Origin of the sequence: Kitasatospora sp. NPDC088779 (assembly GCF_040685395.1) — a bacterium.
GTDB lineage: Bacteria > Actinomycetota > Actinomycetes > Streptomycetales > Streptomycetaceae > Kitasatospora.
On record NZ_JBFBHW010000029.1, the window covers coordinates 16,685 to 39,920 of the forward strand.

Annotated in this window: 18 protein-coding genes and 1 pseudogene; 11 read left to right on the top strand and 8 right to left on the bottom strand. The window is 73.0% G+C overall.

What is annotated here, in order from left to right:
- The first annotated feature begins 66 nt into the window (after positions 1–66).
- From AB0P03_RS25035 to AB0P03_RS25050, 4 genes and pseudogenes are all read left to right on the top strand, one after another.
- Positions 67–1,272 carry a cytochrome P450 gene (locus tag AB0P03_RS25035; RefSeq protein ID WP_363581019.1) on the top strand — a complete coding sequence of 402 codons (1,206 nt, stop codon included), beginning with the start codon at positions 67–69 and terminating at the stop codon, positions 1,270–1,272.
- 334 nt (positions 1,273–1,606) lie between these two features.
- Positions 1,607–2,671 (top strand): annotated as a pseudogene (locus tag AB0P03_RS25040) (type III polyketide synthase); the annotation flags it as partial.
- A gap of 329 nt (positions 2,672–3,000) precedes the next feature.
- Positions 3,001–4,671 (top strand): multicopper oxidase family protein, encoded by a 1,671-nt coding sequence (locus AB0P03_RS25045; protein WP_363581021.1) that lies wholly within the window; start codon positions 3,001–3,003, stop codon positions 4,669–4,671.
- A 186-nt stretch (positions 4,672–4,857) separates the two neighbouring features.
- A complete protein-coding gene (locus tag AB0P03_RS25050) occupies positions 4,858–7,239 on the top strand; it encodes a LuxR C-terminal-related transcriptional regulator (RefSeq protein ID WP_363630839.1) in 2,382 nt (793 codons plus the stop codon).
- On the opposite strand, the gene AB0P03_RS25055 is transcribed toward AB0P03_RS25050, so the two are convergent.
- The gene (locus AB0P03_RS25055; protein ID WP_350876060.1) at positions 7,229–7,396 is read right to left on the bottom strand and encodes a hypothetical protein; all 168 of its coding nucleotides are present in this window, start codon (positions 7,394–7,396) and stop codon (positions 7,229–7,231) included. The two genes, AB0P03_RS25050 and AB0P03_RS25055, sit on opposite strands and share 11 nt — an antisense overlap.
- 45 nt (positions 7,397–7,441) lie before the next feature.
- Positions 7,442–7,618, bottom strand: a complete 177-nt coding sequence (locus AB0P03_RS25060) for a hypothetical protein (RefSeq protein WP_350876063.1) — start codon at positions 7,616–7,618, stop codon at positions 7,442–7,444.
- A gap of 219 nt (positions 7,619–7,837) precedes the next feature.
- On the opposite strand from AB0P03_RS25060, the gene lxmK reads away from it, so the two are divergent.
- The 5 genes from lxmK to AB0P03_RS25085 all read left to right on the top strand — a co-directional run bounded on the left by lxmK (position 7,838) and on the right by AB0P03_RS25085 (position 14,022).
- A complete protein-coding gene (gene lxmK / locus AB0P03_RS25065) occupies positions 7,838–9,040 on the top strand; it encodes a class V lanthionine synthetase subunit LxmK (protein ID WP_363581025.1) in 1,203 nt (400 codons plus the stop codon).
- Entirely contained in the window at positions 9,037–10,077 is a 1,041-nt protein-coding gene (locus AB0P03_RS25070) for a T3SS effector HopA1 family protein (protein WP_363581027.1), read from the top strand. The genes lxmK and AB0P03_RS25070 overlap by 4 nt, the downstream gene beginning before the upstream one ends.
- 5 nt (positions 10,078–10,082) lie before the next feature.
- Entirely contained in the window at positions 10,083–11,063 is a 981-nt protein-coding gene (locus AB0P03_RS25075) for an LLM class flavin-dependent oxidoreductase (RefSeq protein WP_363630841.1), read from the top strand.
- Between the two features lie 179 nt (positions 11,064–11,242).
- Entirely contained in the window at positions 11,243–12,637 is a 1,395-nt protein-coding gene (locus tag AB0P03_RS25080) for an alpha/beta fold hydrolase (RefSeq protein WP_363630843.1), read from the top strand.
- Positions 12,638–12,831: 194 nt separating this feature from the next.
- The gene (locus tag AB0P03_RS25085; protein WP_363630845.1) at positions 12,832–14,022 is read left to right on the top strand and encodes an alpha/beta hydrolase; all 1,191 of its coding nucleotides are present in this window, start codon (positions 12,832–12,834) and stop codon (positions 14,020–14,022) included.
- 142 nt (positions 14,023–14,164) lie between these two features.
- Here AB0P03_RS25085 and AB0P03_RS25090 read toward each other — a convergent pair whose 3' ends face one another.
- Both AB0P03_RS25090 and AB0P03_RS25095 read right to left on the bottom strand, forming a co-directional pair.
- Positions 14,165–15,400 (bottom strand): epoxide hydrolase, encoded by a 1,236-nt coding sequence (locus AB0P03_RS25090; RefSeq protein WP_363630847.1) that lies wholly within the window; start codon positions 15,398–15,400, stop codon positions 14,165–14,167.
- Positions 15,401–15,660: 260 nt separating this feature from the next.
- Positions 15,661–16,719: a helix-turn-helix domain-containing protein gene (locus AB0P03_RS25095; protein ID WP_363581037.1), complete on the bottom strand. Its 1,059-nt coding sequence runs from the start codon at positions 16,717–16,719 to the stop codon at positions 15,661–15,663.
- A gap of 110 nt (positions 16,720–16,829) precedes the next feature.
- Between AB0P03_RS25095 and AB0P03_RS25100 the strand changes: the two genes are divergently transcribed.
- A complete protein-coding gene (locus AB0P03_RS25100) occupies positions 16,830–17,807 on the top strand; it encodes an alpha/beta hydrolase (protein WP_363581039.1) in 978 nt (325 codons plus the stop codon).
- A 331-nt stretch (positions 17,808–18,138) separates the two neighbouring features.
- Here the strand turns inward: AB0P03_RS25100 and AB0P03_RS25105 are convergent, their stop codons facing one another.
- Together AB0P03_RS25105 and AB0P03_RS25110 are read right to left on the bottom strand one after the other, a co-directional pair.
- Positions 18,139–18,966, bottom strand: coding sequence for a lipase family protein (locus AB0P03_RS25105; RefSeq protein WP_363630849.1), 828 nt, complete (start codon positions 18,964–18,966; stop codon positions 18,139–18,141).
- A 195-nt stretch (positions 18,967–19,161) separates the two neighbouring features.
- A complete protein-coding gene (locus AB0P03_RS25110) occupies positions 19,162–20,040 on the bottom strand; it encodes an oxidoreductase (protein ID WP_363630850.1) in 879 nt (292 codons plus the stop codon).
- Between the two features lie 376 nt (positions 20,041–20,416).
- On the opposite strand from AB0P03_RS25110, the gene AB0P03_RS25115 reads away from it, so the two are divergent.
- A complete protein-coding gene (locus AB0P03_RS25115; protein WP_363581045.1) occupies positions 20,417–21,172 on the top strand; it encodes an SDR family oxidoreductase in 756 nt (251 codons plus the stop codon).
- A gap of 177 nt (positions 21,173–21,349) precedes the next feature.
- On the opposite strand, the gene AB0P03_RS25120 is transcribed toward AB0P03_RS25115, so the two are convergent.
- Together AB0P03_RS25120 and AB0P03_RS25125 are read right to left on the bottom strand one after the other, a co-directional pair.
- Complete coding sequence (locus AB0P03_RS25120) at positions 21,350–22,204, bottom strand: PIG-L family deacetylase (protein ID WP_363581047.1); 855 nt, start codon at positions 22,202–22,204, stop codon at positions 21,350–21,352.
- 165 nt (positions 22,205–22,369) lie between these two features.
- Complete coding sequence (locus tag AB0P03_RS25125) at positions 22,370–23,218, bottom strand: hypothetical protein (RefSeq protein ID WP_363630851.1); 849 nt, start codon at positions 23,216–23,218, stop codon at positions 22,370–22,372.
- Between the last annotated feature and the right edge of the window lie 18 nt (positions 23,219–23,236).

The window sequence follows — 23,236 nt, forward strand, 5'->3', positions numbered from 1 at the left end:
CGGGTACCGGTGCATTCCGTCCGCCTCCCCCCATCCGGCCCGCGCGGCCCAGACCTGGAGGTCCGCATGTCCACCGACTCCAGCGCACGGAACTGCCCGTTCGACTTCGCCGAGACCCTAGAGTTCGACCCGACGCTCCGGCAGCTCATGAACGACGCACCGGTCAGCCGCATCCGCCTCCCCTACGGCGAGGGGGAGGCCTGGCTCGTCACGGGGTACGACGACGTGCGCACGGTCACCACCGACCGGCGGTTCAGCCGCCACGCCATCGTCGGCCGGGACTTCCCGCGGATGACCCCCGAGCCGATCGTCCAGGCCGAGGCGATCAACGTCATGGACCCTCCCGCCAGCGCCCGCCTGCGCAGCCTGGTGTCCAAGGGCTTCACCCCCGACCACATCGAGCGGATGAGGGACCGCACCCAGCACGTGGTGAACGGGCTGCTGGACCGCATGCGGGACCAGGGGCCCCCGGCCGACCTCATGGAGCACCTGGCCCACCCGCTCCCGCTGATCACGATCTGCGAGGTCCTGGAGATCCCCGAGGCCGACAGCGCCCGGCTGCGCGCCAACGCCCGGACGATGATGGACGTGAGCCTGGCCAACAAGCCGAACGCGGTACGGGCCAAGGCCGACCTGCGGGCGTACTTCGCCGAGCTGACCGCCGAACGGCGCAGGAACCCCGGCGACGACCTGATCAGCGTGCTGGCCACGGCCCGCGACGGCGACGAGGTCCTCGACGAGAAGGAACTCACCGTGATGGCCATGGTCCTGCTGATCACGGGCCAGGACACCACGACGTACGAGCTCGGCAACCTCTCGTACACCATCCTCAGCCGCCCCGACGTGCTCGCCGCACTGCGCGAGCGGCCCGAGACGCTCTCCCGGACGCTCCAGGAGCTGCTGCGCTTCATCCCCTTCCGCAAGGGCGTCGGCATCCCCCGGGTGGCCCTTGAGGACGTGGAGCTGAGCGGGGTGACGATCCCGGCGGGGGACATCGTGCACGTCTCCTACCTGACGGCCAACCGGGACGGCCGCCGGTTCGACCGGCCCGACGAGCTGGACCTGGAGCGGACCAGCCCCTCCCACATGACCTTCGGCTGGGGCGCGCACCACTGCCTCGGCGCGCCGCTGGCCATCACCGAACTCGAAGTCGCCCTCGGGACCCTGCTGGAGCGCTTCCCCAGGATCGCGCTGGCGAAGCCGGCCGCGGAGCTGGCGTGGAACACCACGTCCATCTGGCGCTATCCGCTGGCGCTGCCGGTCACCTGGTGACGGTGCCCCCACGCTCCGGCGCCCGCCCGCCGCCACCCGCCGCCGGCAACACCGCGCACGTCGGCCCGCACACCCCGGGGTGTGCGGGCCGACATGCGGGACGGGCCCGCCTTCCGTAAATTGGGCTAGGTGGCCTGAACCAACTTGCGACCAGCACGACCGCCCGTACCGCGATCATCCGATCCTCGCCCGGTCGGCTCGTCGGCCACTGAGTTGGGTCCCGCCCGGTGCGTCCCGCCGCCCGCGCCCTCCGCGCGTCCGGCTCGCAGCGGCTGCCGTCGAGTGGTGAAATCCCGCCCCGCCAGGGTCGCACCGGGAACACCGCTCGTCTGGAGGAAGTGCCGTGGCAGTTCTGTGCAAACCGGCGATAGACGTACCCGAGCACGTCATCACCAACGAGGAGACCATCGAGCTGGCGCGCAGGCTCCACCCCGACCACCCACAGCTCGAACTGGCGCTGCGTCTCATCAAGAACACCGGAGTGCGCAAGCGGCACCTGATCCAACCCATCGAGGTGGTGCTGAAGCACCCGGGGTGGGACGAACGGAGCGCCGTCTTCGCGACGGAGTCGAAGGCCCGCGTCCCGGCGGTGGTGCTCAGGGCCCTCGAACAGGCCCAAGTGGAGCCGTCCCAGATCGACTTGATCGTCTATGTGTCGTGCACCGGTTTCATGATGCCGTCGCTCACGGCGTGGCTGATCAACAGGCTGGGCTTCCGGCCGGAGACCCGGCAGCTGCCGATCGCCCAACTGGGGTGTGCGGCCGGCGGCGCGGCGGTGAACCGGGCCCATGACTTCTGTTCGGCCTACCCGGGCGCCAACGTGCTGATCGTGGCCTGCGAGTTCTGCTCGCTGTGCTACCAGCCCACGGACCTGGGCGTGGGCTCGTTGCTGTCCAACGGCCTGTTCGGCGACGGGATCGCCGCCGCCGTGGTCCGGGGCGAGGGCGGGACCGGAATGCGGCTGGAACGCAACGGCTCGTACCTCATCCCGGACACCGAGGAGTGGATCTCCTACGCGGTCCGCCCCACCGGATTCCACTTCCAGCTGGACAAGAGGGTGCCGGGGACGATGGAGCCGCTCAGCCCGGCCCTGCGCGCGGTGGCGGAGCAGCACCAGTGGGACGTGGGCACGCTGGACTTCTACATCGTCCACGCCGGTGGCCCACGGATCCTGGACGACCTCAGCCGCTTCCTGGAGGTGCCGCCCGAGGCGTTCCGCTTCAGCCGGGCCACCCTCACCCAGTACGGCAACATCGCCAGTGCGGTCGTGCTCGACGCCCTGGCCCGGATGTTCGACGAGAAGTCGGCCCTCGACGGCCACCAGGGGCTGCTGGCCGGGTTCGGCCCGGGGATCACCGCCGAGATGTCCCTGGGCACCTGGGCGTCGCCCGAATCCTGAACGGCGGCCGGGGCCGGTCGGCCCGACGCCAGTGCCGGCCGGCCGCTCCGGTGCCCACCAGGTGCCCGGCCCCCGCGTCAGTCGTTCCGGGCCCGACGCCAGTGCCGACCGGGGCCCGGGCAGGTGCGGTCGCGCTGCGGAGCGCGCGAAGCTCGCCGATACTGAGCCAACGGGCAGTGACGGAACGTCGCGTCGACGCTACGGTCCGACAGGCCCGGCCCGCGCCGTCGTGGCGCGGCGGCCACCGAGCAGGGCCGCCGGAAGCCACGACCGGCGACCACTGGCCCGGCGGCGCACCGACCGTCCGGCCCTGGACGGAAAGACCGGGAATGCTGAACCGACGAGACCTTTTGAAAGCCGCCGCGATAGGCGGTCCGGCGGTCCTCTTCCCCTGGGACCGCGCACCGGGCGGGGCCCGGGTCTCGTCCCTGGCGTTGTCGGCCGCGCCGGCCGCCCCGGCCCCGCAAGCCGCGCCGCCCAGGTCGGAGGCGAAGCGGTCGGCCGCCCGGATCACCCCCTTCGAGCACGCCATGCCGGTGCCCCCGGTGCTGAGCCCGGTGTCGCGGACGGACTCCTCGGACCTGTACCGGCTACGGATGGCCGACACCCAGGCGGAGATCGTCAAGGGGCTGCTGACCACCGTCCGGACCTTCGGCGGCTGCTTCCCCGGTCCGACCATCCGGGCGGTCAGGGGCCGGGAGGTGGTGGTCCAGCAGACCAACGACCTGCGCGTGCACACCTCCGTCCACCTGCACGGCGGCCATGTGCACTCGCGCTACGACGGCCTGCCGATGGACCTCGTCAAGCCCGGCGAGACCCGCGAGTACCGCTACCCCAACTCGCAGGTGGCCGCCTCGCTCTGGTACCACGACCACGCGCACGAGCTGGAGGCCGAGAACGTCTACCGCGGCCTGGCCGGCGCCTACCTGCTCAGCGACCCGCACGAGAGCGGCCTGCCGCTGCCGAACGGCGAGTTCGACATCCCGCTGCTGATCCGGGACGCCCGGATCGAGACCGACGGCAGGCTGGTCTACACCGACCCGTACGCGTGCCCGCACATGCTGGTCAACGGCAAGGAGCGGCCCTACTTCCAGGTGGCCGCGCGCAAGTACCGGCTGCGGGTCTTCAACGTCTCGCCCAACCGCCATGTGTCGCTGCGTCTCGCCGACGGCCAGCCGTTCACCCAGATCGCCTCGGACGGCGGACTGCTCGCCGCGCCGGTGACGGTGCACGAGCTGACCCTGACCGGCGCGGAGCGCGCCGAGATCGTGGTCGACTTCGCCCGCTACCCGGTCGGCGGATCGGTGGTGCTGGAGAACACGGCCGCGCTGGAGAGCGAGCGGACCGAGGTGCTGCGCTTCGACATCACCCGGACGGCCGAGGACCGGAGCCGGATTCCGGACGTCCTGGCCACCCTGCCGCCGATCCCGAAGGCGACGGTGCACCGGGAGTTCGCGCTGACGACCTTCCCGGACGCCAGGATCAACGGGCGCAAGTACGACCCGAAACGGACCGACGTGCGGACCACCGTCGGCAGCAGCGAGATCTGGACGATCCGCAACCACCTCACCCGCCCGCCGGCCGGGGTCTTCCACGCCCCCCACTCCTTCCACACCCACCTGGTGCAGTTCCGCGTGCTGGACCGTGACGGGGTGCCGGTCGGCCCGGCCGAGGCCGGGCTGAAGGACACCGTCACGGTCCACCCGGGGGAGAGCGTCCGGATCGCCATGACCTGGGGCGAATATCCGGGCGAGTACGTCTACCACTGCCACCACATGGTGCACTCCTCGCACGGCCAGATGGGCCGGATCGACGTGCTGCCCGCAGGATCGGAAGGCTCCGGCCGGGAGTCGGACGACGCCTTCGCCGACTCGGCCCGGTCCACCGGAGCGTCGGCGGCCGGAGCCTCGGCGGCGGGAGCCGGTCGACGGCGGTGGCGACGGCGCAACCGGCACCACCACCACGCGGGCCACCACCGTCGGCACCGGGGGCTGCGGTGAGTCCGGAACCGAACGGCAGACCGGTCCGGGCGAGGGGTTGAGCCTGGCCGCGTGCCGATGCTGAACCGGCGGCGTCCCAGAAGTCTGGGATACCGCCGGTCGGCGCCGCCGTCCAGGATCAGTACGGACGATCCCGCCGGCGCGCCCGCGCTGTGTAGGCGGGCGGAGTCAGCTCTGGAGCCGTCCATGACCATCTTGTTCGAGTCCGGCGTCCCCCAGCGGGAACCTGCGGACCACCGGGCCTTCACGGGTGAACTGTTCGGGCGAGCGCGTGAGACGGCCGAGCTGCTGCGGCTGCTCGCCGACCCCGTCGTACCCGGCGTGCTGCTGCACGGCCTACCGGGCAGCGGCAAGACCCGGCTGGCTTTCGCGGTCGCCGAGCAGTACCGGGCGGCGGGCGGGGCGGCCGGAACTCCGGGACCAGCCGAGCTGCTGACGGCTGATCAGGTCGAGCCGGACGACTACCCGGCGCTGCTGGCCCGCTGTGCCCCGCGTGGGGCGAAGCTGCTCGCCACCGGTCGGCTGTCACCCGTCGGCGCCGGCGTGGCGTACCGGGTGGACCCGCTGGCCGTTCCGGTGGACTGGTCACCGACCGACCTGGATGCCTTCTGCCGTACCCCCGCGGTACAGGCCTTCACGGCTGCCCGGCGGGCCTGGAGCCCGGGCTTCACGGTGACCTCCCGGAACCAGCAGACCGTGGGCCGGATCTGCGTGGAACTCCGGGGCCTGCCAGGGGCGTTGGTGCTCGCGGCCCGGGTGGCGGCGCTGGAGGGCGTCGGCACCGTGCTGGCCGCACTCGGCGGGGCGGAGGGAGGCCGCCTGGTGGCCGCCTATGCCGAGCCGCCTGGCCCGCCGGCGGACCGGGCGCCGGGACGGTCGCCGGACCGGTTGCCGGGACGGGAGGTAAAACGGGAGGCAGGGCGACCACCAGGACGGTGCGGCCCGCTCGGCGCCGACGCGGCGCGGCTGATGTCCTGCACACCCCTGTTCGCCGGCGGGTTCGGGCCCGAGGCGCTCCGGGCGGTGTCCGGGATCGCGCCGAGCGCCTTCCCGGCGGCGCTGGAGGCCCTGCTCGATCGGCAGTCGCTGACGCTGGAGGACCGGCCGTCCGGCCGATTGGACGGTGCGGCCGAGACGCGACTGTACGTGCCGTTCGGCGACCTGCCCGAGATCCGGCCTGCCGGCGGCCCGCTCGTCGTCCTCACGCTCCGCCATGCGCGCTACTACGCCCGGCTCGCCGCCGGGGCCGCCCGGCGGCTGGCCGCCGGCGACCAGACGACATCCCTGCTCGCCCTGCGCGTCGAGGAGGCCAACCTCCGGCTGGCGGTCGACACGCTGACCCGGCACGGGTTCACTGTCGAAGCCCTCGACCTGATGGAGCAGTTGCTCGCCCACGCCCGAGTCGTCGGCCTCGGCCCGGACTGGGCCGACCGGGCCGCCGTGCCGCTCGGCGTCACCAGTCCCACCGATCCCGCCGATCCCACCGGCATCACCGGCATCACCGGCGGGCGAGCGCGGGTCCGGCTCGCGCTGATCCGCGCCGAGGCCCGACTGCTCGACGGCGACCACGAGTTGGCGAGTGCCCTGCTGGATGAGGCCGGGGCGGCCTCATCCGTGCCCGACCGATCCCGGACCACGCCCGATGAACCCTCCACGGCGGCCCGACTCCTGCGGCTGCGGGGCCTGACCGGATGCGACCGGGACCCCGACCGAGCGCTCGCCGCCCTCACCGGGGCAGCAGCGCTCCTCCGTGCGGCCGACGACGAACCGGCGGCCCTGCGCGTCGAGTTGGAGGCCGCCCTGGTCGAGCTTCGGGTCGGCCGGACCGGGCGCGGCGCCGCACTGGCGGGCCGGGTGCTGACCGCGGCCCGGCGCCGTGGGGACGTGCTGCTGGTCGGCACGGCCCTGCTGCACCTGGGCCTGATCGCCGCCGCCGGCGGCGATCCGTCCGCGTCCCGCGCCCACTACGTCGAGGGGCTGGCCCACCTGCGCCCACTCGGCGCAGTCGCCACGCTCGGTGCGCTGGTCGGCCTGGTCGCGAGTCCGCTGCGCCCCGCACCGGCGCGGGCGACCGACGCCGCCCGGCTGCTGGGCAGCTTTCATCCGGGGCGAGCCGGCATTCCCGGCGACCCCGCGGATCCCGACCTGGCCACCGCTCGGCTGCTGCCCGGCATCCGCCGCCGGCTCGCCGAGGACGAGTTCGCCCACGCGCTGGCAACCGGCGCGGCCACCGCGCTCCTGGACCTGCTCTGCTCCTTCTCCCTCGCCCTCCCCCTCGCCGAGCCGGACTCCGCCGAGGCGCCGCCGGGGCGGCAACTGACCAGCCGCCAACTGGAGGTATCGCTCCTGGTGGCCGACGGACTGAGCAACCATCAGATCGCGCGCCGCCTGGGCATCTCGGAGTGGACGGTGGTCAACCACCTCCGCGAGACGATGCGGCGGTTGCAGTGCTCCTCGCGGGTCGGCGTCGCCGGCTGGGTGCACCGCTCCGGCCGCCGGCCGGGCCCCGCCCGCAGCGTGCCGCGGGGCCCGGACGACGTGACGCTCGACGAGTCCGTCAGCCGATGATGGTGATCGTGACGAGCGAGAGGACGACGAGCGAGACGGTCGGGGTGACCTCCAGCTCCGCCGGGACGCCGGCGACGCCGGTGCTGGCGAGCTCCGCGATCGCGGCGTTCGGCGTGGTGTAGGCGGCGTAGCCGCCCATCAGGTCAGCAGTACTCATGTCGAACTCCCTTGAGATGGAAGGGAAATCAGGTCTGCGAGCGGATCACAGCTGGGTGGCGATGGAGACCACCACCAGGGAGATCGCCTCGGTCCACGGGGTGACCGTGAGGACCGGGGTGAACTCCAACTCGGCCGTGATGCCGGTGCTGGCGAGCTCCTCGATCGCCGCGTTCGGGGTGGTGTAGGCGGCGTAGCCGCCCATCAGGTCAGCAGAGCTCATGGTCATCCTCTCGACTCGTCGGATTCGGGCCCGGATCGGGCCCGGATTCGGCTTCGGATTTCGGTCGAGGAGCGGGTTCCTCGACCGCCCCCAGCAGATCAGGCGTTCGATGCCAGTGCCCAGTAGCAGGAAAGTGGGGCATCCTGACCCCTTGCCCGCTCGGGCATGACAGGATCCTGCCTGTGGTGACCGCCGGCCGGGATCCCTAGCGTGGCCGCCATGGCAGCGACAGTCTCGACTCCACCGGCAACGCCGGCAGCCGACCGGGCCGGCCCCGGCCGCACCCCGGGCCTCTTCGAGTACGCGCCCGAAGTGCCGGTGGCACTGGCCGCGTTGGGCTTCGCCCCGCTGGACCCGGACAGCCTGGTGAGCCATCTCGGCCGCAACGACTCGTGGGCGGGACGCACCACGGACGGCACCGGCGTCTTCATCAAACGGCTCGACGGCCAGGCCCCCGACGGAACCGACCGCTATGACCGCTCCTGCGCCTTCGAGTCGGCCCGGACCGGGGCCGGCGCACTCTCCTGGGAGTCGCCGGCGCTGCTCGGCGGCGATCGGAAGCGGTTGGTGCTGGTCTTCGACCTGCTGGTGGATGCCGTCACCGGGAACACCCTCGCCGACGAGGACGGCTTCGACACCGGACTCGCCCGGCGGGCCGGCCGGGCGCTCGCCGAGCTGCACGGCTTCCCGACGGCCGACGTCCGGCCCAAGCCCCGCCCCGGCACGCGCACCGGCCACCGGCTGGCCGCGCTGACCGTGGCCGAGTACACCGCGAGCAGCGGCGCCGAACTGGCCCTCTGGGGCCTGCTCCAGCAGGACCGCCGACTGCACGGCGCCCTGCGCGCGTTGGACGCCCGCTCGGCCGCCGCCGACCACCTCCCGGTCCACGGCGACCTGCGGCTGGACCAGTTCCTGCTCTGCGACGGCACGCTCCAGCTGACCGACTGGGAGGAGTTCCAGCTCGCCGACCCGGCGATCGACCTCGGCGGCTTCGTCGGGCAGTGGCTGTACCGCGCGGCGAGTCGGATGTTCACCGGCGTCGACACCGACGAGGTCGATGCGGAGGTCGACGCCACCGATCCCGACCCCGACCCCGACCTCACTGACGCTGACGCCGACGGCGGCCGAGCCGCCGACGCCCACGGCACCCTCATGCGCAGCGGAGAGCGCGAACTGGCCGCCGTCCTCCCGGTGATCGGCGCCTTCTGGCAGGGCTACCGGCAGCACGCCGACCGGCTCGATCCCGAACTCGCCGAGCGGGTGGTCGGGTACGCCGGCTGGCACCTCTTCGACCGCACCATGGCCACCGCGAGCGTCCGGCCCACCCTGAGCGCGGTTCAGCGCGGCATCGCCGGTGTGGGACGCGGGGCACTGCTCGCCCCGGACCGGTTCATCGAGGCGATCGGGCTGGTGGTGTCATGACGTACGTGTCCGAGCAGCTCGCGGCCGCACTCACCGGCATCGATCTCACCGAGTACCCGCAGGCCGTCACGGTGGACGGCCACCGCATCAGCGCCGACTCGCCGCGCGGCCTGCGGATCGCCCTGGGCACGGCGCTCTACGAGCAGTGGCACGCCGGCCTCGACCGGTCGCGCCTCGACCGATCCAGCACCGCCACCCGACTGCCCCGCCGTGACGTGGAGTTCGAGCGGCAGCTGATCTCGGCGACACCGCACGCGGACACGCTCGCCCCCGCCCGCCTGCGCGCCGCCGTCCCGACCGGAGCCGGGGCCGCAGCCGGAGCCGGGGCCGGAGCTGAGTCCGGGACCGGAACCGGGGGCGCCGCCACGGAGTTCACGGTCGAGCTGGGCGGCGTGACGGTCCGCGTCCCGGCCGCCGCCGTCCGGAGCGACGACCCGCGACCGGCGGACACGTCCGTGACCGTCGAGCTGCCTGCCGTCCGTCCCGCGCTGTCGCCCGGCTTCCTGCTGGTGGACGGGCCGCACGGCGGGCCGCACGAGGGCGAGTCGCTGCGGCGGCTCTACCTGCACGTCGAGGACCCCACCGCCGCGCCCGCGCTCTGGGCGGCGCTGCTCCGGGAGCTGGCCGCCCGCTCGCTGCGATACCGGGCCAAGGTGCTGTCCCGGCCCTGGTCGTACCCGCGTCGCGACGCGGTCGTGCTCTACCTCCCCCGCTCCCACGCCGACGAGTTGACGGCCTTGGCGGCGGCGCTGCGCGGCCTGCCCGGCCTCGGCACGCAGACCTCGGTCTTCGCCCGCCCCCTGGGGCCGGGCATCGCCACCGCCGACGAGCCCGGCGACACCAGGGCCGGGTGGCGCGGCCGGAGCTTCGGCCAGCACCGGGCGGCGGCGGTGGCCGAAGGAGTACTGCGACACGCGGCCGCCCCGGACGGCCCGGACGGCCCGGCCGGATCAGGCGGACCGGCGCTCGCCGCCTCCGTCGCCCGATCGCTGCGCGACGCGGCCACCGACCCCGCCGACCCCTCGCGGAACGGCTGAGCGGCATGCGGATCTCCGTCCTCTTCCCGCACGCCCTCCGCGACCGGGCCGACCTCACCGCGCTGACGGCGCTGGCCTCGCTGGTGGGCGCCGGCGCGGCCGACCGGCTCTGGCTCGGGCAGTCCCTGGCGGTGGAGAGCCACCAGGCGCTGGCCTGGCTGGCCGGTACGGGGCAGCGGATCCCGGTCGGGCTCTCGGTCACGCTGACTGCTCTGCGACACCCCTTCGAGGCGGCCGCCCAGGCCCAGTCCCTGGCCGTGCTCACCGGACACCGGCCGGTGATCGGCTACGGCGCGGGCGAACCCTCGCTCGTCGGTCGCCTGTTGGGCGCCCCCTACGCCCGGCCGGCCGAGGCCGTGGCGGACTACGTCGGCGCCGTCCGCGCGCTGCTGGACGGCCGGTCGGCCGGGCCTCCCGCACCGGGCCCCGGTTCCGCCGCGCCCGGGCTCCGGCTCCCGCACGGGGAGCCCCCGCCGGCGGTCGAGCTGGGCGCGGGCGTCCTGCGACCCGCCATGGCCCGCGCGGCCGGGCGGGTCGCGGACGTCGCGATCACCTGGATGACCCCGCCCCGGTACGTGGCCGAGGTCCTCGTCCCCGCCCTGGCCGAAGGCGCAGCGACGACGGGCCGGGTGGCGGCCCCGCCGAGAGTGGTGACCGTGGTGCACGCCGCCGTCGCCCGGCCGGGCCGCCACCCGATGGTGCTGGCCCAGCACGGCGCCGGCCGGCACCTGGGCGCGCCGCACTACGCCGACATGCTCCGCCGCGCGGGCCTGCACCTGGACACCCGCGACCCGGTGGCCGGAGCCCGCGAACTCGTCGAGTCCGGCGTCTTCCTCTACGGCTCGCTGGCCCAGCTGGCGACCGAGTTCGCCGCCTACGGGACGGCCGGAGTCGACGAGGTGGTCCTGAACCCCGCCGGCGTGGTGCTGGCCCACGGGTGGGACGCCGCGCTGGCGGACCTCACCGAACTCCTCACCCGTTCTTGAGGACGTCGGCGAGGCGTGCCGTCGTGGCGCAGCACGAGGGTGTGGGGGGCGTAGCAGACATGGTTCCGTCCGCCTTCCAGGTCGAATCCCGCCCGGACGCTCGCCATCGAAGTGCCGCGGGGCGCAGGCTGCTTCCGTGACCGCGTCGGCCCGGGCGCGGCGCGAGCGGAAGGACGAACATGACGAGCAAGCGCGGCCGTATCGCCGCTCTGCTGGGCGCCGCCGCGGTGGCCGCCGGGACCACCCTGGCCACCCCCGCAGTCGGCTTCGCCGCCACGGCCGGACCGGCCCGCGCCGGCGGGATCACCGGCCAGGCGCCCTGCCCGGACGCACCGGAGTTCACCTGCGGGACCCTCACCGTCCCGTTCGACCACAGCGGCGCCACCCCCGGCACCCTCGACCTCCAGGTGGCCGTCACCGGCAACACCACGGCCCCCAAGGGCGACCTGCTCTTCCTCACCGGCGGTCCCGGCCAGCCCGGCGTCCCGGCGATCAAGCGGATCGCGGGCAAGCTGGAACCCGTCCTCAGGGACTACCGCCTGGTGATGTACGACCAGCGCGGCACCGGCCGGGGCGCGCTCCAGTGCCGGGGCCTCCAGGAGGACATGGGCTCCTCCGACCTCGCCGCGCCGCGCAAGCAGTCGATCACCGACTGTGCCGCCGCCCTCGGCCCCGACGCCCGCCACTACAGCACCGCGGACACCGTCGCCGACATCGACCTGCTGCGCCGCGCGCTCGGCGACCGGCGCCTCACCCTGGACGGCGTCTCGTACGGCACCATCGTCGCCGAGCGGTACGCGCTCGCCCACCCGGCGCGCGTGGCCCGGCTGGTGCTCGACTCGGTGGCGCCGCAACAGGGTTTCGACCCCCTCGACCTGGCCGCGCTGCCCGCGAGTGCCCGGGTCCTGCGGGCCGCCTGCCGGGCCACCGGCTGCACCACCGACCCGGCCGCCGACCTCGCGGCCACGGTTCGGCGGTACGGCAACGGGGCGCAGGTCCTGAGTGCGCTCACCGGCTACGAGTTCATCGACCCGGACTACGGCGGTGTCCCGGAGATCCTGCACGAGGCCGCCGCAGGGCAGCCCGCGAAGCTCCAGGACTTCTTCGACTTGGTCCACCAGCAGGTCGACGCCGCCCCGGCCGAGGAGCTCAGCCAGGGGCTGCACTCCGCCGCCCTGTGCGCCGACTCGCGCTTCCCGTGGGGCACCACCGACACGCCCGTCGCGGGCCGCGCGGCGGCGCTGGAGCGCACCCGGCAGCGGTTGACGGCCGAGCAGACCTGGCCGTACGACCCGGCGACCGCGACCGGGCTCGGCAGCCTCCTGGTCTGCCTCGACTGGCCGCGCGAGCGGGTGCCGCCGGCGCCGTCGGAGCACCGCAGGCTGCCGGACGTGCCGGTGCTGCTGCTCGGCGGCGACCGGGACCTGGCCACGCCGTACGAAGTGCTGTACCAGCAGGCGAAGTTGGCGCACGACCCGCAGATCGTGATCGTGCCCGGGGCGGCGCACTCGGTGCAGAACCGGGCGGCGAACCCGGCCGGACGGCAGGCGGTGTACGACTTCCTGCTGAAGTAGCGGGAGCCGTCGGCGGGCCGTTCCGCGCGGGGGACGGAACGGCCCGCCGCCTCGCCCCGTCCGGCCTGCTGCGCCGGCCCGTCCGCCTCCTCCGCTGGGATGCCCGGCCCTCCTCCGCTGGGATGCCTCATCCCCTTCCCCGTCCTCCTCTGAGGGGATGTCAACTGCTACGCCCGCGAACTAGCGTTGCCGGCATGACCAGAATCCGTCGTGCTGCCCTGGCCGCCGCGCTCACGCTCGTCCTGCCGCTGCCGATCATCGGGGCGGGTACGGCGTTCGCCGCAGCCGGGCCCTCCGTCGCAGCCCCCTCCGCGGCCTCGGACAGGTACGGCGTCCACCTGGAGCTGCCCCGCCCGACGGGCCCGCACGCGATCGGACGCAGCACCCTGCACCTCGTCGACCAGCACCGCCGGGATCCCTGGGTGCCGGCCGCGGGTGCCCGGGAACTGATGGTGTCGACGTACTACCCGGCCCGGCCCGGGACCGGCGGACCGGCCCCCTACATGACCACCGAGGAGGCCCGGCTGCTGCTGCAGCAGACGGCTCCGGGCGGCGCCGTCCCGGCCGAGACACTCGGCGGCACCCGCACCTACGCGCACGCCGACGCCCGACCGGAGCGCGGCAGGTTCCCCCTGCTGGTGCTCTCGCCCGGCCTCACGCTGCCGCGCGCCACCCTCACCGGCCTCGCCGAGGACCTGGCCAGTCGCGGGTACGTCGTCGCGCTGGTCGACCACACCTACGAGTCCACCGGTGTGACCTTCCCCGACGGACGGACCCGCACCTGCGTCGTCTGCGACCAGACGCCCACCCTCGACGGCCTGGAGGCGATAGCCCGGAGCCGGGCCGAGGATCTCTCCTTCGTCGTCGATCAGTTGACCGACCGTCATTCGCCGTGGCGGTACGCCGGCGTGATCGACCCGCAACGGATCGGCATGGCCGGGCACTCCATCGGCGGTGACGCCGCCGCCGCGACCATGGCCGGTGACGACCGGGTACGAGCCGGGGTGAACATGGACGGCACCTTCTTCGCGCCGGTTCCCGCCACCGGCCTCCAGGGCCGCCCCTTCCTCATGTTCGGCACCCTGGCCAACCACAGCCCGGGCGGCGCGGACACCAGCTGGGACCGCGACTGGGCGCGCCTGGACGGCTGGAAGCGGTGGCTGACCATCGCCGGCTCCGACCACTCCAGCTTCACCGACCTGCCCGTCCTCGCCGCACAGCTGGGCGTGACCGACCCCGCCGTGCCGATCCCGGCACAGCGCGCGGAGGAGATCACCCGCGCCTACGTCGGGGCCTTCTTCGACCTGCACCTGCGCGGCATCCCGCAGCCGCTGCTCGACGGCCCGTCACCGGCCGACCCGGAGGTCGCCTTCCAGCACCCGTGATCCCGCCGTCGACCTCGCGCGGGGTCCCGGTAGGGGGCGGCTCAGGCGGACGGTGCGGTGGGTGGTGCGGGCCGACCGGCCCGCACCACCCCCGCCGGGCAGCGTTCGTCCGGCCTGTCGCCGGGCCAGCCGGCAGGGCTGTTCAGGGCCTGCGGTCGTGGAAGGTGCGGCGCAGGTCGCCCACCCAGGCGTCGGGGTTCTCCCAGGGGATGAAGTGGCCGCCGCGGTCGTGGGCGTTGACGTTGACGTGGTTGAACCAGCCGGCCTGCGGGCCGGTCTTGAACGCCAGGACGCGTTCGTCGGCGGTGTGGATACCGGGTGGGTTCTCGTACGTGACGAGGGTGAGGCCGACCGGGGCCTGGACGACCGGGGTGCGGTCGTGGGCGGGGGTCCAGGGGTAGCGGTTGGCATTGGCGTAGTAACGCATCGACGTGGCGATGGAGTTGTTCACCCAGTAGATCGTGGCGTGGGTGAGCAGGTCGTCCTTGGTGAAGACGGATTCGACGTCTCCGCCGTTGTCGCTCCAGGCGTTCCAGCGCTCCAGCAGCCAGGCGAGCAGCCCGGCGGGGGAGTCGCTCAGCCCGTGGGCCAGGGTGGCGCCGTCGAGCGTGTGCACGGCGAGGTGGGACGCCGAGCGGTGGTCCAGCTCGATGGTGCGGGCGCGGACGTCGGCGGGCTGGTCGTCGGTGAGGGGCCGGTTCCGGGCGAAGTCCCAGGCGCGGGGGCCGGTGAAGAAGTCGAGCGGCAGCCCGGAGCCGATGTGGATGCCGTACAGCTCGTCGGCGTACTTGTGGCCGAGCTGGCTGGAGACGATCCCGCCGATGTCGCAGCCCCCGGCGGCGTACTTCTCGTATCCCAGGGTCTCGGTCATCAGGGTGTGCCAGAGGTCGGAGACCTTCCAGAAGTTGACGTCGGGAAAGCCGGTGAGCGGGCCGGGGAAGCCGAAGCCGGGCAGGGACGGCACGATGACGTCGAACGCGTCGGCGGGGTCGCCGCCGTACGCGGCCGGGTCGGCGAGCGGGCCGATCACCTTCGACCAGTGCCAGAACGTCCACGGCCAGCCGTGGGTGAGGATCAACGGGATCGGGCGGGGGCCGCGGCCGGGCTTGCGCATGAAGTGCACCGGGACACCGCTGACGCTCACCCGGTAGTGCTCGTGGGCGTTGACGGCGGCCTCGGCCTTGCGCCAGTCGTAGCCGTCCCGCCAGTAGGCGACCAGCTCACGGAGGTAGCTGTCCGGGACGCCGTAGGACCAGTCCTCGTTCCCCTCGTCCAGCGGGGCACGGGTCAGTGTGAGACGGGTGCGCAGGTCGTCGAGGACCTCGTCGGGCACGTGGATCGGGGCGGGTTCCAGGGGGAAGGCGTGCGGGGCGGTCATGGCGTGGTTCCTTTCCGGGGAGGAGGAAGTGGTGCCGTCGGCGTGTCGGTCGGTCGGGTGGCGAGCCGGGCCGTCCTGAGGAGTGCGGGCAGCGACGCGGCGAGTGCCTGCCGCTGGTGTGCGGGTCGAACCGGCTGGCCAGGTCGGCCAGATGGCCGATGTACTCCTTATCTAGATCTAGCGGAGAGCGCCCTCATGGTCTTCGACGTGACCGCCCCCCCCGAGGACTGCGACTGCTGCTCGGTGGCTAGGGAAGGGGGCTAGGGAAGGGGACCGTTGAGGTTGAGTCGGTGGAGGGCCAGGGCGAGGTGGAGGCGTGTGCGTCCTTGCGGGGTGTCGGGGGCGAAGCCGAGGGCGGCGGTCAGCTTGGGCAGGCGCGCCTGGAGTGTGGAGTGGTGCAGATGCAACGCGGCGGCTGCCTGGCGCAGGCTGTCGTGGGCTTCGAGGGCGGCCAGGGTTTCCAGCGCGCCGGTGCCGGCTCTTTCCGCCGCACGCAGCGCGCGCACATCCTCGATCAACGCGTTGTGCGGGGAGACATGCTCGGCCACGAGGGCCAGGCCGCCCAGCGCGTCGTAGTTGAGGTGGCGCGGACCGTGGGTCTCGGCTGTCAGCCGCAGCGCCGTCAGCGCTCCGTGCCATGATCGCGGCAGCCCACCGGCTTCCACGGCGGGGCCCAGCCCGGCTCTTGGCCCGTGCTCGGTCCCGATGCCGGGTCCAAGGCTCGCGGTGGGCTCGGTCGTGGTGTCGACGACGATGGCGGCGGTCACGCGTCCGAGGCGAGTGCTCCACCGGTTGATCGTTGGATCATCCGGGTTTCCCAGCAGGGCCGCGACCCTGAATCTCGCTGCGGGAAGGGCGAGTCTGCGCACGCCCTGCGCGCGGGCTGCGGGTGTGGCCTCCGGTGAGAGCAGCACTTCCACGCTGGCCGGGTCGTGTGTGGCGGCCCGGCCGCGGGTTCGGTCCAGGACGATGCCCGCCCCGGCCGCGAGGCGTTCGAGAACGATGGCGTCGGTGGGCAGCGACATGCCGGTGCGTTCGAGCCAGACCCGGCCTGCGGTCGTACCGCGTAGTGCGGTGCCGGGCCAGGAGGGAACGTCCGCGGCCGGTTCCAGCCGGTGGCCGTCGGGATGGATGCGCACCAGGACGTGACGGTCGGGATCGGCCAGCCCCGCCGTGCAGCCCGAGAGGATGGCCCCGGCCCTGACGAAGGCATCGAGGCCGGCCCGCTGCTCGACGAGGGTGTCGAAGTAGGCGATGGCGCGCACCGCGTCCCCGGCGGCGGGATCCAGTGCCGAGAGCCGTTGGAGCAGTTCTTCCACCACTGGACCATATCCGCCACATGGCGGATGACGTGAGCCATCCGGCGGTGGATCGGGCGGCGACCGGCCAGGACACTGGGGCGGCGAACCACTGAAGGAAGGACCCGAGCATGTACTCCCGACCACCGTTCGACCCCGAGTTGGCCGCAATCCTGGCCACCTATCCGCAAGAGGTGCGGGAACTCGGCTGGCTCGGGCCGGCCGATATCCCCGCTTACCGGGAAATGAACGCGACGGTGCCCGGCGGGGCCGACGCGGCCGCGCTGCGCCGGGACGGGGCCGTCGAGATCGAGGAACGCACGGTGCCCGGCCCCGCCGGGGCACCGGAGATCTCGCTGCTCATCATGCGTCCTACCCGCGGCGCGGGCTCACGCCCGTGCGTCTACCACACCCACGGTGGCGGCATGATCTCCGGCAACAAGTGGGAGCTCTCCCACGTGCTCGCCGAGTGGGTGGACGTCCTCGGCATCGTCGGAATCTCGGTGGAGTACCGGCTGGCTCCCGAGCATCCCCATCCCGCACCCGTCGAGGACTGCTATGCCGGGCTGGCGTGGGTCGCGGCCAACGCCGACGAGTTGTCCATCGACCCCGAACGGCTGATCATCTGGGGCACGAGCGCGGGCGGTGGGCTCGCAGCGGCGACGGCGCTGCTGGCTCGGGACCGCGGCGGCCCGGCCCTGGCCCACCAGATGCTGCAGGCGCCGATGCTCGACGACCGCTGTCAGACAGCGTCCAGCCAGGAACTCGACCGCGAGGGATTCTGGGACAGCCGGGCCAACCTGACGGCATGGACCTGCCTGCTCGGGCAGGCCAGGGGCGGGCCCGAGGTCTCGCCCTACGCGGCTCCGGCCCGCGCGGCAGACCTGAGCGGGCTGCCCGCCACCTACATCGACACCGGCCAGGTCGACACCTTCCGGGACGAGACCATCGACTACGCCGCGCGGCTGTCCCGGTCCGGAGTCCCGGTCGAATTGCACGTGTGGCCGGGAGCCTGGCACGCCTTCGCCACCGCCGCGCCGCAGGCGGCCGTCTCGCAACTCGCCATCGCGGCCAGGACCGCCTATCTCCAGCGCGTCCTGGACTACTGATCCGAAAACGACAGCGGGCTGACTCGTCAACAGGCGTGGCGGGGCACCGGTGCGGCGGCCGTATCGACGCCGCCATGCGGGGGAGTCGGGCAGATCCCGTCAGCAGCCGCTTGCTCCAGACGGAGCACGGGCGGTGACCCCGGTATCCGCGTGCGCCGGGTGTGCAGTGTCGGAGACGGAATCCAGCTCCGGCAACGTCAGCACCGCACCGACCGGTACGGCGGAGCCGTTGGACTTCTCCTTGACGTCCCAGCAGGGTGAAGCGGCGCGACCGCTGTTGAGCCACCTGGTCGCGCCGGGGCCACCCGGCCGGCCCCGGGGTGTCCTGCGATCAGGCGGTTGTGGCGAGGTTCTTCTCGAACGCGGCGAGGTAGTTGCGCAGGTGGTGGTCCTTGATGCCGTCGGTCTCGGGGGCGAACATGTCCTGGCGGTAGCCCTTCGCCCGGTCCTTCAACCCGGCGATGAGCGGCATGGCCTCGTGGAGCCCTCCGTCGGCGTCGAAGTAGCGGAGTGCGCTGACGTGGGTGAAGGCCGGCTCGGGCGGGAGCTGGGGGACGATGTCGTTGTTGTTGACGAAGCGGTAGCAGCGGTCCCGGAAAGCCGTGTTGTGGGCGGCGGCGAGAAGGCGTTCACAGGTGCGGGGCTGGCCGAAGGTGTAGACGCCGTCGGGGAGTTGGCGAGGCTCCTCGAAGTACCAGCAGACGCCGGCCAGCATGGCGAGGGCGCCGCCGAGGCTGTGGCCGGTGAACCAGACGCTCTGCCCGTTGGTGCGCAGTCCCTGGATGGTGTCGCGGATCTCGGGGTAGACGGACCGCAGGGCCTGGTGGAATCCGTAGTGGACGAAGCCCTTGTTCGCCGGTCCGGGAACGGGCGGGGTGCTGACGTCGGTGAGCCAGTCGTAGATCTTCAGGACCTCGGTGCCCCGGAAACCGGTGACGATCATGCGGTCGCTGGCCATCGTGTAGGCCTGGGTGTCCTCGATCAGGAACGGCATCTGGTGCGTCGACTCGAAGTGCCGCACCTCGTCGAAGCCCCAGGCGTGGGCCTTGTCCTCGATGCCGGCCCGGTCCAGCACGGCCAGTCCGGCGGCCTGCGCCATCCAGTAGGCGTGGGGGAGGGAATAGCGGGTCGTCGAGTGGTCCAGAGCGGGGATGGCCATCGGTGTCCTCCGGGAAGCGGGCCAGCGGGTCGCCCAGCAACCTAGCGCCGCATGCGAACGGAGGGGAGCCGGAAGCGCGGAAGGCCACCCGGACGGGCGCAACCGCGGCGGGACCCGGATCCGGGCGGGCGGTGAGGGAACCGCCGCAGGACACGGGCGCCCGGCCATGGTCGAGGTTGAGGACCACGGTGAGGACTACCGCGCTCTCGCCGAGCCGATGGTGTCGAGTTCGGCGACCGCGTCGGCGGGCAGCACCAGGTCGGCTGCGGCGGTGTTCTCGCGCAGGTGGGCGATGGAGGAGGTGCCGGGGATCAGGACGGTGGTGGCCGAGCGCTGCAACAGCCAGGCCAGTGCGACCTGTTGCGGGGAGGCGTCGAGGCGGGCGGCGACATCGTTGAGCACCTGGGACTGGAGCGGGCTGAAGCCGCCCAAGGGGAAGAACGAGGCGAAGGCGATGTTCTGGTCCGCGCAGCGGTCCACGAGTGTGTCGTCCTGCCGGTTGGCCAGGTTGTAGAGGTTCTGCACGGTGACGACCGGGGCGATGGCCTGCGCCTCGGTGAGCTGGGCGTCGGAGACGCCGCTGATGCCCAGGTGGCGGATCAGCCCCTGACGGCGCAGGTCGGCCAAGGCGCCGAACCGCTCGGCGATGGGCGCGTCGGAGATGTTTTCCACCGAGTCCAGGCGCAGGTTGACGACGTCCAGGGCCTCCAGGCCGAGGTGCCGGAGGTTGTCGTGGACCTGGGCCTTGAGGTCCGCGGGTTCCTGCGAGGGGATCCAGTCGCCGGTCTCGTTGCGGCGGGCGCCGACCTTGGTGACGATGTGCAGTCCGGCCGGGTAGGGGTGCAGGGCTTCCTTGATGAGTGCGTTGACGACGAACGGCCCGTAGTAGTCGCTGGTGTCGATGTGGGTGATGCCCAGCTCGACGGCTTCGCGCAGGACCGCCAAGGCCTGGTCGCGGTCCTTGGGGGGACCGAGGACGCCGGGGCCGGCCAACTGCATGGCGCCGTAGCCCATCCGGCTGAGGGTGAGGTCGGGGGCCAGGGTGAGGGTGCCGCCGGGAGCGCTGCTGGTCATGTCGTGCCTTTCGCCGGTTTCGCTGAGGCCGGGGGCGACGAATCGGATGCTCGTGGACAGCCCGGCGTGATTCCTAACTCTGGGGGAGCGGGGGTGGGCGGGGCGGCACCCCGGTGTTCCTGGGCGTGGCAGGGACACCCGCCCGTGGCGTGATGCGGGCCGGCACCAAGCCGTGGGCCTTTCCCCCGTGCGCGGTGGTGAGTTCCGATCGCCACGGGCGCAAGCCGCGGGACCTCGACATGCGGGCCCCGGCACGCCGCCATAGCGTGAGCGTGGTGGTGGCGGCGAGACGCCAGGCACACCCGTCCGGGCCGGCGGGCCTGCCCGGCTTCCCCCCTTCCCTCCCCTTCCTCCGGCTCCCGATGAGGAGAGTTCCATGCCCGGCCATACGCTCAAGGACAAGGTCGTCGTCATCGCAGGCGCATCGAAGAACCTCGGCAGCCTCATCGCCAAGGAGTGCGCCCGGGACGGTGCCAGGATCGTTGTGCACTACAACAGCGATTCCTCCCGCGACAAAGCCGAGCAGACGGCGGCCGACGTGAAGAAGCTCGGCGGCGACGCCATCGTCCATCAGGGCGACCTGAGCGGGGTCGCCGAGGTGGAGACGCTGTTCGACACCGCGGTGCGTGCCTTCGGCAAGGTCGATTGCATGGTCAACACGGCCGGCATGGTCATCAAGAAGCCCATGACGGAGACCACGGAGGAAGAGTTCGACAGGATGTTCGCCGTCAACACCAAGGCGGCGTACTTCATGATGCGCGAGGCGGCCAAGCGTCTGGAGGACGGCGGGAAGATCGTCACGATCGTGACCTCGCTGCTGGCCGCCTACACCGGCCTGTACTCCGTCTACGCCGGTAGCAAGTCCCCCGTCGAGCACTTCACCCGCGCCCTGTCCAAGGAACTGTTCGGCCGCAACATCTCCGTCAACAACGTCGCCCCCGGCCCGATGGACACCTCGTTCTTCTACCCGGCCGAGACCGACGACTCCGTCGCCTACCACAAGTCGTCCTCCATGAACGGGGAGCTCACCAGGATCGAGGACATCGCCCCGCTCGTGAAGTTCCTGCTCACCGACGGCTGGTGGATCAACGGGCAGACCGTGTTCGCCAACGGCGGCTACACCACCCGCTGATCCGACGGCCCGCACCGGTTCGGTCACCGGCGCGGGCACGGGTACCGGCAGCCAGGGCTCCGGTCCAGGTCTGGGCCCTTGCCGACTGCCCCCGAGTGGAAGCGGCCACGCCCTTCCGGGCGTGGCCTGCATCGTTTCGTCCGGGGCCCGGGCCTGCCCTGCGGCTCAGCCTGCGGCTCAGCGCAGGCCGGTGAACAGGTCCTTCTCGGGCAGCGCCGCGCCGGTGGTGTCGAGGACCCGGACGAACGTCTCCACGCCCATCAGCTCGGTGAACCGCTCCCGGCCCATCTTCAGGAAGAAGATGTTCTCGCCCTGGCTGGCGTGCGCGAGCAGCGCGTCGTACTTCTGCCCGCCGAAGGCGGTGGCGTCCACCCAGGTGGTGATCTCCTCGTCGGGCAGCCCGATCGGGGGCAGCTCCACGGCCTCCCCGGTGGGCTCCGGGTTGTCCCCGTCGCCCCCGTCGTTCCCGTCGGCGCCGAACTCGCGCATGAGCTCGCCGAAGCGCTGCATCATCGAGTGCGGCGCCGTGGTCCAGTACACCTTGGGCGTCAGGGCGGCCTGGGTGAGGGCGGCCATGGTGATGCGGTTGGCCTGGATGTGGTCGGGGTGGCCGTAGAAGCCGTTCTCGTCGTAGGTCACGACGACGTCGGGCCGGTAGTGGAGCATCAGGTCGGCGAGCCGGGCAGCGCCGTCGGCGACGGGGGTGCTCCAGAACGATCCCGGGGCGTCGTTGGCGGGCCAGCCCATCATCCCGGAGTCGCCGTAGCCGAGCAGTTCGAGGTGGTCGACCCCGAGGACCCGGCAGCTGGCTTCGAGTTCCTGGCGGCGCAGTTCGGCGACGGCGGCGGGGTCGTGGCCCTCCTCGCCCGGCTTGGCGCCGCCGGGGCCGTCGCCGCAGGCGCCGTCGGTACAGGTGACGAGGACGGTGCGGATGCCCTCGGCGGCGTAGCGGGCGAGGACGCCGCCGGTCGAGGTGGCCTCGTCGTCGGGGTGGGCGTGCACTGCCATCAGCGTCAGGGGCCGGTCGGCCATGGGTGTCGTCCTCCGGTCGGTCGGGTGTGGTCCGCCTCCCAGTCTGCGCCAGCGCCTCGGGCGGCTCGGGCCCGGGCGCCGGGCAGGTCGGCGGGGTGGCGCCGCCGGGCGGTGCGCTCGGCCTCCCGGCCGCCTCGCGGGGCTTCCGGGGTGTGGGCGGCGAGGTCAGCCGGTGGTGCAGTTGCCGGGTCGGCAGTCGCGCCAGGGGCCCCAGGCGCCGCCCGGGGCCTGCTCGGAGGTCTGGGCGAACCACGAGGAGGCGTTCCACATGTGCGCGACCACGGTCAACGTCCCGTCGGCCGACTCGGTGACGGAGGAGGGGGTGGCGACCCCGGACGGCAGCGGACCGGATCCCAGGGCGGTCCAGGAGCCCCAGACACCGGGGGCGCTCTGCTCGTTGACGTACAACTGCGGGCTGCTTGAGCCCTGGTAGACCTCGAAGAAGGCCAGCGTGCCGTCCGCCCGCTGGAAGGCCACCGGCGCCCCGAAGAACCTCGGCACGCCCGCCCCGGCGGGGCCGAAGGGCTCGGGTGCCGACCACGGCCCGTCCGGGCCGGCCTGGTGCATCCGGACCAGGACCGACGACTGGTACCCGATGGTGAACACCTCCAGGGCGCCGTCGGCGTCCGCGGCGGCGGTGAGCACCTGGTTCTGGAAGTTGAGGTTCATGCCGTTGACCTGGTTCCAGGCGCCGAACGGGCCGCCGGGGGCGGACTGCGTCTGGTACCAGATGGTCTGTCCGGTGGCGTAGTCGGTCGAGAAGACCGCGAACCGTGCCTGGGTGCCGTCGGGACGGGTGACCGTGGTGGACTGCCCCTCGGTGCCCGGGGGCGTGGTGGTGTCCCGGGGCCGGTCCGCCGTCGACGACGCGGTCGCCGGTGCCTGTACCGGGGCCGGTGCCTGGGTCCGTGCCTGGGCCTGGGCCTGGGCGGATGGTGCGAGGAGGCCGACTGCGCCGATGAGTGCGGCGCAGACGGTCGCCGCCGCCGTGCGTCGCCGTGCGCTCCTGGGCATGGTTGGTCCCTGCCTTCC